The organism is Yersinia pekkanenii (assembly GCF_001152565.1).
Classification (GTDB): Bacteria; Pseudomonadota; Gammaproteobacteria; order Enterobacterales; family Enterobacteriaceae; genus Yersinia; species Yersinia pekkanenii.
This window is the reverse complement of the sequence record NZ_CQAZ01000064.1, coordinates 1-13,616: the sequence shown is the minus strand read 5'-3', so window position 1 is coordinate 13,616 and position 13,616 is coordinate 1. Positions and strand designations below refer to the sequence as shown.

Sequence of the window (13,616 nt, the reverse complement as noted above, 5' to 3'; positions counted from 1 at the left end):
CGGTGGAATTGCAAAGGACTGGGCCATGCGACAAGATTTCCGCTGCGGCTGCTGGCTTATGGAGAAAGCAGAAACGGGCATGAAAGCGATTACCCGCAATCTCGATCGCAGTATATGGCGAGATCTGATGTTGAAATCGGGGATGCTGAGCCTGATGGATGCTCAGGCGCGTGATCAGTGGTACAGAAACCTTGAGGGGGATAATATTCCTGCCATTAGCGAAGCCAACATACTCAGTACCTTTGAGCAACTTCACCAGCAGAAAGACGAGGTATTTGAACGCGGGGTCATCAATTTATTCAAAGGATTATCCTGGCACTTTAAAACCAACAGTCCATGCCAATTTGGCAAAAAAATAATCATGAGCAATTTGGTCAGTTGCAACCAATGGGGCTTTACCCTGAACCACGGTTCCCGGCGAGACCAGTTGGCAGATCTGGAGCGCATGTTGCACTTGCTGGACGGTAAAGCGATCCCGGATAACCGGGGCGATGTGACAAGCCGGTTGTATGAGCATATTCGTGCCAATCCGCATATAGCGAAAGTTTATGAAGACGATTACTTTTCGATAAAATACTTCATGAAGGGATCAGCGCACCTGAAATTTAGAAAACTTTCATTGATTGACAAGATGAATGCCATCGTGGCGAAACATTACCCAGATGTGCTGCCGGAGCGTACAGCCAGGTAATGCGAACTCCGTCTTACTTTCTTTGTATGGCTGGCAAGTACGTTTGGCGGATCATAAAACCTCTGTAGAAAACTGAAGCGATAGCCCAGATCTTACCGGGTATGTTGAAGATCAGGCTAATTGAGTCGATCACTCGTTAATTAGCATTTGACTTAACTTAGCTTAAAAGGCAATATTTCTCTATAGAGGAGTATTCTGTGTTTAATGTAATTTTACATGATGAAGTGCCTGATGAAATAGCAGGTTTACCGCCAGTCATCAGGGCTAAAATGATCCGCCTGATTGATAAGCTTAAAATGAATGCCACGGCATTACGAGAGCCCGACAGCAAACCCGTCAGAGACGGTTTGTTTGAACTCAGAACGATGGGAACCGATATTGCCAGGGGATTGTATGTTTATCAGAAAGGAAAAAATATCTATCTACTGCGCGTGTTCATCAAGAAAACGCAGAAATTACCGTCAGGGGAGATAACCCTCGCGTTTGAGCGATTAGAGGAGATGCTACATGACAAAAGTTAAAGGCATTGCCTGGGATACCGTCAGGGCTGATTTAATGTCTGACCCAGAAGTACAAGCCGCTTATGAAGCCGAAGAGCGTAAAGAGCGTTTACAGATCATGCTGGCAGAATGGCGTCGCCATGCAGGATTAACCCGTGCGCAGGTTGCAGAACGAATGGGGGTAACACCGCCCACTGTTTCCCGCATGGAGTCTAATATCGTTAAAGCGAGCCTTGACACATTGGTCAGGTATGCCCATGCATGCGGTATTAAACATCCTCAGATTACATTATAGTTGATGCTCAGGGTGGTTCCGTGAACCGGAACCACCCTGAATAACAGGTAATATTCTCGCAGGAGAAAAAATCATCAAACCCATTCCCTTTTTGATGCAAAACATTCCGGGGGCCTTAACGGGGGCCTCTACATTTATCGAATACAATAATATCGTTTAATAACAATACATCAGGTGGTTTATTTCGATTCCGAGTCCGGGCACCATATTATTATCAATGGACGTCAACCGACGTCCATTTTTGCATTTAAAATCCTGCTGTTACTGACTGCTATCATCCCCCTACTCTATATCAACTGAAGTCAACCTGCTTCTACCTACATCAAGTGATACCTGTGGGCACAAATGCGGGTACAGTCCAGTTCGATAATTATTATACCCACAAGATCTCTTCCGGAAGCCATCCATGGCACTCACCGATGTGAAAGTGCGGTCAGCAAAAACCGACGATAAACCTTACAAACTGACTGACAGCGATGGCCTGCATTTGCTGGTTCATCCCAATGGGTCAAAATATTGGCGGCTACGTTATCGCTATCTCGGTAAAGAAAATACCTTGGCATTAGGGGTCTACCCCGCCCTATCACTTTAGAGGCGCGGGTTAAACCCGACGCCGCACGCAAATTGATTGCCGAGGGCTCCGACCCCAGTGAGGTTAAGCGGGCGAAAAAGGCTTTACCCGATGCGACTCAAACATTCGAAGTTATTGCCCGGCGCTGGCATGCTGCTAATAAGCAATGGTCTGAGCAACACAGCGCAAAGGTGCTCAAAAATCTGGAAATGTATCTGTTTCCTGTGAACGGTACTCGCGATATCGCTTCACTCAGGACACCCGACCTGCTAATCCCTATTCGGGTAGCCGAAAATGCAGGGTTTCTTGAAGTGTCTGCCCGTCTACTGCAACGCACCACCGCCATCATGCGTTATGCCGTCCAATGTGGGATCATCGATTACAACCCGGCTCAGGACATGGTTGGCGCTCTTACCACGGTTAAACGCGTTCACCGGCCTGCCCTTGAGCTTAATCGTATCCCAGAGCTGCTATCGCGTATTGAGGGTTATAAGGGCCAACCTCTTACTCGTCTGGCCGTAATGCTTAATCTGTTCGTTTTTATTCGTTCCAGTGAGCTTCGTTATGCACGCTGGAGTGAAATCGATACAGAAAGAGCACTTTGGACCATCCCGGCTGAAAGAGAACCTATCCCCGGCGTTAAATTCTCACACCGAGGTTCAAAGATGCGCACCACGCATCTGGTCCCACTCAGGGTTAAATATTGTGCAAAAGTAGACCAAGGGATCGGGGAATTATGGTGTAAAAGTGCACCACCCTGATTATTGATAAACTCTCCGTTTTTACGGAGATTTCCTTGGATGCTGTGCATGGAAAACCATACTTAAAGTCAGAAGGCTTTCTCTTAAACAGGGGCTCTCTCAGAGGGCCATAGCCAAACAGTTACAAATATCTCGTCATACCGTCAGTAAATACCTCGCAATCGAGACTGAAGACAGAAGCAAAGTTATTAACGCGTTATTTTGTGTAGAGAAACCTCTTCTGCCGCCTTATTTCCCTTATACGGGAGGGCAATTTGCAATAGTCCATATCAACTCCTTATCTTTATTCTGTTTTGATGGGCATAAATACAGCGTTCCCAATGAGTTAGCGGGTAAGAAAGTGACATTAAAAACAACTGCAACAGAGATTAAAATTATTGCCGATGGCGAGTGTGTCGCTCAACATCAACGCAGTTTCGTTAAAAACCAGACAACCTATAATCCCTGGCATTATCTGTCCGCATTAAAAAGAAAACCGGGTGCCCTAAGAAACGGTGAACCTTTTATAAATTGGGATTGACCTAAACCGGTTAAAGAACTCCAGCAACATCGGCTCAAGCGTCCGAAAGGTGATAGAGCGATGGTGCAGTTGCTGTCTTTACTCGCTAATTATGGTGAAGATTTAGGCGTAACCGCGGCAGCCATAGCGTTAGAAGAAGGGGTACCTACGGTGGAAGCAGTACTCAATATTATTCACCGACTCACTGAACCTGTAATACCTACGCTCAAAATAAATGATATTCCACTGAATGTCCCACCCCAGGCCAATTGTCGGCGTTACAATACGTTATTAAAAGGGGTGCCAAATGCAACGGCATGACTGTATTGAAATACTTAAACAATTAAAGCTCACTGCAATGGCTGAAAGCTTTGATGACGTAGTTATTGATGGCATACGGCGTAAGCGCTCTACGATGGATATTATTGGAAATTTATTAACCACAGAGCAAACACAAAGACACATCCGCAGTATTGGCTACCGTATTAATCAAGCCCGGTTCCCACAGCATAAAACACTGTCTGATTTTGAGTTTGAACAAAGTCTATTAAATAAACCCAGCATTGAACTTCTGAATGACTGTGATTACATCAGAGAAAAACGTAACCTTATATTTGTTAGTGGCCTTGGTACAGGTAAACGCATTTAGCCACGGTTTTAGGGGTAAATGCGGCCACCAATGGGTTTAAAGTTCGCTTCTGGAATGTATTAGATTTGGTCAACAAGCTGGAATTGGACAAGGAAAGTAAACAATTTAAATTAACCAATCAACTGACAAAGCTGGATTTAATTGTTTTAGATGAGTTGGGGTATTTTCCCTTTCGTCAAAAAGGAGGGGCTTTATTGTTTCATTTAATCAGTCAATTGCATGAACATACCAGCATTATGATCACCACTAATTTAGCGTTTTCTGAATGGGTAAAACTATTTGCCGATGAAAAGATGACGGCAGCCTTATTGGATCGACTGGTTCATCATTGTGACATTATTGAAACAGGCAATGAATCATGTAGGTTTAAAAACCGGTCTTAAAGTGGCGCACTTTTAAAGCATAACTGTGGCTAACTTTTAGACCATAATTGACAGTTATGTCCGCGGCTTCATTCCTTTTCGTTCCTGAAATCGTCTCAATGAGTGACCTTGTCGCCTTAATCCCATGGCGACTGTTGCAAGGGCCATCGGATCGACTCTCGGTCGTTGACGTTCCGTGGCTTGCGGAGCAATTTGATGTCAGCTTAGTTTGGCACGAGCGCTAGCATGGCAAAAGTCACAACTGAGTAAAACTGACTGACCCGCTGCCACCGGAGCCACAACCCAATGAAAGTACACATAAAAACATAATGCCAGAGTATAACGAACCTCTGGCATTAACATTCCCCCTCAAACTATTGTGGTCGGGTACACAACAGATTGAGCATGCTTGCTGTATCATTTATGGTGCTTAATCCACCCGCCGACAGTTCAGCCGTATGCTGCGTACCAGGGCTATAATCATCACTGAGCCAGAATTGCCCTGCCGGTCTCCAGCTCACATCAGAATAAGCACTGAAATTGCCCCACTCTGACCACAAGTTACCAATAGCACGCGTTCCTGACGCCCAGGTAGCCGCATTGGTGACCTGACCAGAAGCCGGCATTACGTAGCCTGTGTTCTCACAATATTCCGCGCCGTCAGCTCTGCTTAAGGTCCTTGAACCCCCATTGGTAAACCACTGGTTGACTCTAAAACTGTACGATAGTGGGCTACCGCCGCCCTTAGGAGTCGCTGAAATGGTGATTGCCGGTGTACCCGTCGGGAATACCGCATTAAATTTCACCATACCATCACTGCCGACCGACACCAGTGATGGGGCACTGCTGCTCCAGTCATAGAGGCTATTGTCTCCGCCCGAGTTGACCCGGAAGGTTGCGCCCACAAACCCAGTGGTTGGGAACCCGGCATCCCCGGCAAACGTTTGACCATTCACCGTCACATCCAGATTCCTCATGGCAATAAAGGTGGTGTCTGTTTTAGCACTAAACGTCGCTATTGTTGCGGTAACGGGGCTTACCCCCGCAGTTGCGCTGGTTAAGGTTGCAAAAACAATACCGTTAGCATTACTCACCCCACCATCGGTGGCCGTAATAGTCGCCCCATTAGTCGCCGTAAAGGCCACGACTTCCCCCACTATCGGGTTCCCGGTCGCATCGCTCAGCGTCGCCCGTACCGTATTGTTGTCACTGTTATCTGCAAAGGCATTATTTACAGTAGTCACCAGTGTTAGGGCCGCCAGTGGCCCGGCAACAAAGACCGTGTTAACACTCAGGGCTGTTCCCGTGGTGCCCAGTTTAGCCGTTACTACCGTTACACCAGCCAAACTATTGGTCAGCGAAGTGACCGCATTACCGTTATTATCGGTATGCACCGTCACCTGGCTCAGCTGCGCGCCATGGTTAGCCGTAAATGTTACAGCAACATCGGCCACCGGATTGCCCAAGTCATCGACCACCCGCGCCCGTACCTGGTTGCGGGCAATACCGTTCGCCAATGCATTGTTATCGACGGCCATTAAGGTGCTCAATTGGGCCGTATTTTTGTTGGCGATAAACAATAGATCCGTCGAACTGGTAGCATTATTCGACGCTAAGGTTCCCGTGACAGTAGTGATCCCAGCATGGGTAGTCGCTACATATAAGAGCACCGAACCTTGAGCATTACTAACCGACCCATTATCCTCACTCAGGATAGCCCCATTGGTGGCAATGAAGGTCACCTGTTGTCCCGCTATCGGGTTCTGGTTATCATCAGTAACCATTGCTATCACAGGGTATTTATCCACCCCATCAGCAATTGTATCCTGAGGACTAAGCTTAAAGGGTGAAAGTGTTATTTTTGCCGTATTCACATCGGCTATAAAGTACGGTGTCAGCGTGTGCACTACCGCCAATGGCCGAGTTACTCGAGCTAAGATCCCGCTATCCCCGGCTTTAATATGGGTCAGCTTCGCGCTCACCCACCCATCATCACCCGTAATACCAGGGGTAGTGATGGTCGCACCATTTTGTGAACTGAAAACAACGCTGTAGCCTGCAACAGGGTTACCTCGACTATCAGTCACTCTGGCTCGAACTTCATTATAGGCCACGTTATTTGCCACAGCCCCATCATCGACAATGATAAAGTCACCCGTTGCGATATCGGCGGTTTCTTGATCAGCAATAAATTGAGGCGTGACCGTCAGGCTCGCAGTACCGCCGCTCGGCATCTGCAAGGTTGCCGTAACCTCACTTGGCCCCGAAGTAGTATGCGTCAGTGTCGCGATAGCGACCCCATAAATATCAGTGGTGGTTGCTGCGGTAATTGACGCACCATTAGCCGAACTAAAGCTCACCGGAATACCCGCAACTTCATTGCCATTGGCATCAACGACACTCAATAACACTCTATTTTGCTCAATACCATTCGCTAGCGCATTATCATTAATAATAATGAAACGCTCATCAGTTAAGGTGATGTTATCCTTATCGGCGATAAAGGTCGTATAGGTTGAGGCCGACACATTATCTGCGGTCACTGACACACTATCCTGGCCCGCCTTGATATTACTGATAGTGGCATAGGCACTGCCCGAGGCATTGGTCTGTGTATCTGCCAGCACCAATTGCCCACTCGCAGTGGTGAATGTCACTTGGGTATTCGGCACCGGGTTATCATCAGCATCATAGACCTTGGCTTCAACTCTGTTCGTCTGGATACCATCGGCCACCGCCCCATCTTCTATCCGGAACATCTCGATTCGGGCACCAGCACCGGCCACAAAGCGGACATTTTCGGTGAGGCCCACCAAGTCATTAGCCACGGTTGCAGTCACCGCGCTGGTGACAGAGGTGTCATGCCTTAAGGTATTTGCTGCATATCCCTGATCATTAGTTGTGACCATATTTGCGGTCAAGGTTACGTTTTCAGTGGCACTAAAGTTCACATTCATGCCCGTAATCACGTTGCCATAAGCATCCTGAATGTACGCCCGTACGATATTTCTATCGCTGTTGTTGGCGATCGAGTCATTCTTCACGACAGTCAACGCTGACACACGGGCGGTAGATACATCCGCAATAAAGACGGCAGGTTTACTTTGTCTTATCCCCATCGTTACGATCGACGCAGTCACATTACTGGTACCCGCGATAGTCTGCGTCAAGGTCGTGCTGAACATCCCGTTGCTGTCCGTCGCTCCTGATGGCGGTGTCATCACCGCGCCATTATCTGAGGTGTAACCCACAAACATATTTGGCACCGGGTTACCATTAGCATCAGTGACAATCACACGGGCTTCATTACTGGCAATGCCATTCGCTAATGCATTGTTCCGGGTAATAGTCAGATCTGATGCCCTAATAGTCGCGGTGGTGCTATCCGCAACAAAGGTTGTGTCTTTGCTCTGTGCTCGGTTACTGACTGTGGCGGTCACCACACTGGTACCCGCCACAGTATGGGTCAAGGTGGCCGAGGTAAGGCCGTTTTCATCACTGAGACTATTTACTGTAGTGATAGCGGCACCGTTGCCCGAGGTAAAGATAACGGTTTGGCCAGGCAACACATTGCCTTTTGCGTCCGTAACCCGCGCATGAACCTCGTTTTTATCCAGGTTATTGGCGACCGCGTTATCGGTAATAACCACCAAATCACCCTCGGCAATGTGTGCAGTTGTAATATCGGCAATAAAGGTCGTATCAATGTCTCGGCTACTGCCACTGGATTCCACGGTGGCGGTCACATTAGTAATACCGGCTTGGGTATTACTGAATGTCACCAGAGCCCCACCTTCATCTGAGGTAACATCCAGCTTAAATTGAATAGTGCCATTATTACTCAGCACAAACGTAACCCTCTGCCCCTCAAGAGGATTACCGTATCCATCAGTCACTTTCGCTATAACCGCGTTAACCGCCTCTCCATCAGCAACTCCATTGTTATTGAGAATGGTCAAATCGCCTTCGGCAATCTGTGCGGTGGCAGCATCAGCGATAAAGGTCGCATTGATGGTTTTACTCACTTGATCTATTCGGGCATTGATCGGGAGGATCCCCGCCAGGGTATGTGTCAAGGTCGCCGTAGCCGTACCATTGGCGTTTGTCGTTACCTTGCTTGGTGTAATACTCATACCACTGAGAGAAGTGAGACTGACCTCCGCCCCATTGATCGGGTTACCTTGCCCATCCACCACTAACACCTGGATTTCGTTGGTATCTATACCGTTGGCTAAGGCACCATCTTGCGTCATCGTCAGTTCAATCGACTCGGCTTTCCCCGCGACAAAGTGAGTATCAAGGGCTTTAGTTTGCCCGGTCAAGCCGAGAGTTGCGGTCACCGTTGTCACACCCGCAGCCGTATTGTGGAACGCCACATAAGCGGTACCTTGGGCGTCACTGATATTGCGACTCCCAGTGGTCACCGCGCTGTTGCTACTGAGCGTAAAGTCAATCTGTTGATTCGCGAGTGGGTTGCCATTACCGTCAACTATTTTGGCTAAAACAAGGTTAGTTGAGCTGCCATTTGCCAGTTGATTGTTCTGGACTACCGTTAATGCAAAGTCGGCTGTCGCGGCATCGGCAATAAAGGTGATATTGGTAAATACCAGTTGACCATTACTCGTTGTGGTTACCGTCACTGGCCCTGCAATAGTATGCGTAAAGCTGGCTCTGACCCGGCCATCAGCATCTGTTATCACTATGCCTGGACTCACATTGACCCCGCCATTAGGGTTAAGCCGTATCAATTGATTCGCCACGCTATTACCGTAACTGTCCGTCACAATGGCTTCAACAGTATTGGTGTCTATACCATCTGCCCGTGCATTATCGTTAATAATATTCACGACAATATTCGCCACTGCACCGGCCACAAAAGTAGTGTCAATACTGTCACTGACGCTACCTATGGTGGCAACCACCGTGTTGGTACCCGCCACGGTAGTCGTCAGCGTCGCGGTGGCAACCCCATCCGCACCGGTGGTGCCGATCACTGGAGTCATTTGTACGTCAGTATTATCCGATCTAAAGACCACCGTCTGACCAGAAACCAGATTACCCCGCGCATCGGTGACTATTGCCTGTACGACGTTGGTGTCCGAGCCATTCGCTACTGCGTCATCATCCAGCACACTTAGCTCAATATTGGCTACTGCGCCGGCGATAAATTTCGTATCGGTCGTTTTATTCAACGCACCAATATTGGCCGTGACGATACTGTCCCCTGCGCTGGCATTGGTTAATGTCGCCAGTACCATGCCATGGTCATCACTCACGCCCCCATTGGCGGCAATCACTGTCGCACCATTGGTCGCAATAAAGTCCACATTGCTCCCGCTCACCGGGTTCCCATTCGCGTCTTTGATAGTCGCCTGCACCGCATTGGTGTCATTGTTATCAGCAACTGCATCATTTACCGTCGTCACCAGTTCAAGTTGCGCCACTGGCCCTGCAATAAAGCGGGTTGTGGCCGTTATTCCTGCCTCGGCCCCCAGTTTAGCTGTCACGACCGAATCACCCGCCAGCGTACTGGTCAGTGTGTTGACGGCTTCCCCATTGACATCGGTTTGCACCGTCACTTGCGCCAGTTGTGCGCCCTGAGTTGCGGTAAATGTCACCGCAACATTGGCCAGCGAATTGCCCAAACCATCGACAACACGTGCGCGTACCTGGTTTTGTGCAATACCATTCGCCTGCGCATCGTTATCGATAACCGTTAGGGTTGCCAGTTGAGCGGTTTGGCTGTTGGCAATGAACTCGAGGTTAGCCACGCTGGTGGCGTTATTCGACGTCAAGGTGCCCGTCACTGTGGTGGTACCGGCATGGGTATTCGCCACCAGCAACAGTAAACCGCCTTCTGCGTTGCTGACCGCTTCGCTCACGTTCAGGATTGGCTGATTGGTCGCGCTGAAAGTGACTCGCTGATCAGCGATCGGATTCTGGTTAGCATCAACAACCTGCCCCAAGACTTGCCGTTGTGCCACACCATCGGCAACTACCTCAGAGCCAAAAGGAAACAGTTTTAACGTTGCAGTGCTCGGGTCGGCCACAAAGTGTGGGAACAGGAAGCGGGTTATTCCACCAGGAACACCCGCCATTTGAACTAATATCCCGCTTTGGCCGGCTTGAGTGTGTTTCAGGGTCGCAACCACCCATCCATCCACAAGCGAAATATTAGATGTGGTAATAGTGGCACCATTTTGTGATGAGAATACAACACGGCGACCCTCGACAGGATTACCATTAGCGTCCGTTACTCTGGCCCGCACTTCATTGGTTTCCACATTATTTGCCACTGCACCATCGCGTATCAGAACAAAATCACCTTCAGCAATATGGGCAGTATCCGCATCCGCAACAAACTCCAGCGTGACCGTCAGGCTTTGGGGACCATTTGCCGTCGTCAGCGTGGCGGTGACTGCACTCGGCCCGGCAACAGTGTGTGTTAATATTGCCCACACCAACCCCCCTGTGCCCGTCAAGCCTGGCGAATTGATTGATGCCCCATTATCTGAACTGAAGCTCACCGGCACCCCGGCAACTGGATTATTATTGGCATCAAATACTTGTAATAACACCGAGTTTTGTGCGGTGCCGTTTGCCAGCGCATTGTTATTGGTGATAATCAAATAGCCATCGACCAGCGTTGCCGTGTCTTTATCAGCGATAAAGTTCGACCACGTTGAGCCAGACAGCGTATCGGCCGTCACTGACACCTGAAGACCACCCGACTTGATATGACTGACCGTGGCATAGGCGACCCCAAATTCATTGGTCGTAGTATCCGCTTGTACCAGTGTCCCCAGCCCCGCGCTGAACGTCACCCCGGCATTCGGTACCAGATTATCAGCGGCATCATAGACTTTGGCTTCGACACGGTTGGTGTCAATACCATTAGCCACCGCATCATCAGTCACCCGTGAGATTGCAATTCGGGCGCCCTGACCCGCGACAAAGGTGACCTCTGCCGTTTGGCCTGTCGAGTCGCTCGCCACCGTGGCGGTCACGGTACTGCTCAATACGGCATTATGAGTGATGCTATTAGCGGCATAGCCATCGCTATCAGTGGTAACGACTGCGGCAGCTAATGTCACATTGTTCGTCGCACTAAAGTTCACTGCCATGTCTGAAATCGGGTTGTCATTGGCATCGACAATCCGTGCCCGCACCCTGTTTTCATCGTTATTGTCAGCGACCGCATCATTCTTCAGAATTTCCAAGATCGAGACTCGTGCCGTGGACGTATCGGCAATAAATACCACGTCTTTATTCTGGCTGTGAGTCCCTGTTGATGTCGTGATCTCTGCCAGCACATTACTGTCGCCCGCCACCGTATTGGTTACGGTGGTATAGATGACCCCACTGCTATTGGTATTCCCTGATGGTGGCGTAAAGGCAGCGCCATCAACAGAGCTGAAACTCACCGCCATATCCGGCACCGGGTTGCCATAAGCATCCACCACCGTCACACGAACAATGTTGCTATTGATTCCATTGGCGATCGCATTGTTACGGGTAATAACCATATTCGATGCGGCAATATTCGCCGTAGATTCATCCGCAATAAATGTTGTGGTTTTACTCTGCTGAGGCTGGTTACCCAATTTGGCGAATACCATGCTGGCACCCGAGCGGGTATGGGTCAGGGTGATGGCGGTCAGGCCATTGGCATCACTAACGCCATTAACCAGGGTGATAACAGCACTGTTGCTCGAGGTAAAGGCCACTGTTTGACCCGATACCGGATTGCCATTGGCATCCGTGACTCGGGCACTGACTGCATTGGTATCCAGCCCATTGGCGCGTGCGTTATCAGCCACTATCTCTAAATTGGTCGCCGTCAGGGTGGCGGTGGTGGTATCAGCAATAAAGAGAGTATCAATGTCCCGCTGGCTGCCACTGGAAGCCACAGTGGCACTCACATTGGTCGTACCCGCATGAATACTTCTCAATGTTATGAAAACTCGGCCATCGGCTGCTGTTGTACCATTACTTGTTTGAAGGACGGCGTTATTATCTACAGCGAACTCAACAACCTGCCCCTGAAGAAGATTACCGTGGCTGTCAGTGACTATCGCCTGTACCAGGTTAGCGGCCAAGCCATCAGCAACTCTATTATTAGCAATGATGGTTAAATCACCGTCGGCAATCTGCGCCGTCGTCACATCAGCGATAAACTGGGCATTGGCTGTCTTGCTCAACAAACCTATGTTGGCAGTGATGGTGTGACCGCCAGCAACAGTGTGGGTCAATGCTGCCGTTGCAGTACCATTGGCATCGGTCGTTACCGTGGCTGGCGTAATAGTTACACCTGTGGCCGAACTGAGTGCCACCTCGGCTCCGTCAATCGGGTTACCTTGTGCATCGGTGACAACGACCTGAGCTTCATTGCTATCCGTACCATCGGCTACCGCACCATTGGTCGTTATCGCCAGCGTCATTAAGGCCGCATCGCCCGCCACAAAATGGGTATTGATAGCTTCATTGATCGCGCCAATCTCGGCGATCACATCACTAACACCCGCTTTGGTGTTAGTCAGGGTCACCGTGACACTCCCATCCACGCCAGTGGCCCCCGTCAGTGGGGTTACCTGCGCAGTGGTATTGGCGGAGCTGAAGCTGACCGTCTGACCGGATATTGGGTTACCCTGCGCATCACTCACCAGCGCCCTGACACTGTTGGTCGCACTGCCATTGGCGATAGCGCCATCATTCACAATGTTCAGAACAATGTTGGCCGCCGCACCCGCCACAAAGTGGGTATTGATAGTTTTATTGATCGCGCCAAGCTCAGCAATCACATTGCTGACACCGGCAAGGGTATTGGTCAGGGTTGCTGTGGCGATCCCGTCTGCCCCGGTGATACTGATCACTGCGGTTACCTGCGCAGTGGTATTGGCGGAGCTGAAGCTGACCGTCTGACCGGATATTGGGTTACCCTGCGCATCACTCACCAGCGCCCTGACACTGTTGGTCGCACTGCCGTTGGCGATAGCGCCATCATCCACGATGCTAAGAACAATGTTGGCTGCAGCACCCGCCACAAAGAGGGTGTCGACAGTATGATTGATCGTGCCAATTTCAGCTTTCACGCTACTGGTACCGGCAAGGGTATTGGTCAGGGTCGCGCTGGCAATCCCATCGGCCCCGGTAGTGCCAATCACCACCGTCAATTGTGCATTATTCGAGGTAGTAAAGGATACCGTCCGACCCAATACCGGATTGCCTCGCGCGTCGCTCACCAGTGCCTCGACGCTGTTGGTCGCACTGCCGTTGGCGATAGCGCCA

General features: G+C 49.8%; 4 protein-coding genes and 3 pseudogenes. 6 read left to right on the top strand and 1 reads right to left on the bottom strand.

Going from position 1 to position 13,616, the window contains the following annotated elements; genetic code table 11:
* The 6 genes and pseudogenes from AEP37_RS20820 to istB all read left to right on the top strand — a co-directional run.
* On the top strand, positions 1-691 hold a 691-nt coding region (locus AEP37_RS20820), incomplete at its 5' end, for a DUF4942 domain-containing protein (protein ID WP_049615142.1).
* A 197-nt stretch (positions 692-888) separates the two neighbouring features.
* Positions 889-1,212, top strand: coding sequence for a type II toxin-antitoxin system RelE/ParE family toxin (locus AEP37_RS20815; RefSeq protein ID WP_005280057.1), 324 nt, complete (start codon positions 889-891; stop codon positions 1,210-1,212).
* Positions 1,199-1,486, top strand: coding sequence for a helix-turn-helix domain-containing protein (locus AEP37_RS20810; protein ID WP_012104592.1), 288 nt, complete (start codon positions 1,199-1,201; stop codon positions 1,484-1,486). The genes AEP37_RS20815 and AEP37_RS20810 overlap by 14 nt, the downstream gene beginning before the upstream one ends.
* Before the next feature lie 406 nt (positions 1,487-1,892).
* Positions 1,893-2,749 (top strand): annotated as a pseudogene (locus AEP37_RS20805) (tyrosine-type recombinase/integrase); the annotation flags it as partial.
* 226 nt (positions 2,750-2,975) lie between these two features.
* Positions 2,976-3,638: pseudogene (locus tag AEP37_RS20800) on the top strand (Mu transposase domain-containing protein); the annotation flags it as partial.
* Positions 3,625-4,349: pseudogene (gene istB / locus AEP37_RS20795) on the top strand (IS21-like element helper ATPase IstB). The pseudogenes AEP37_RS20800 and istB, both read left to right, overlap by 14 nt.
* 353 nt (positions 4,350-4,702) lie before the next feature.
* On the opposite strand, the gene AEP37_RS26275 reads toward istB, so the two are convergent.
* A partial coding sequence (locus tag AEP37_RS26275) for a beta strand repeat-containing protein (RefSeq protein ID WP_049615141.1) occupies positions 4,703-13,616 on the bottom strand: 8,914 nt, incomplete at its 5' end.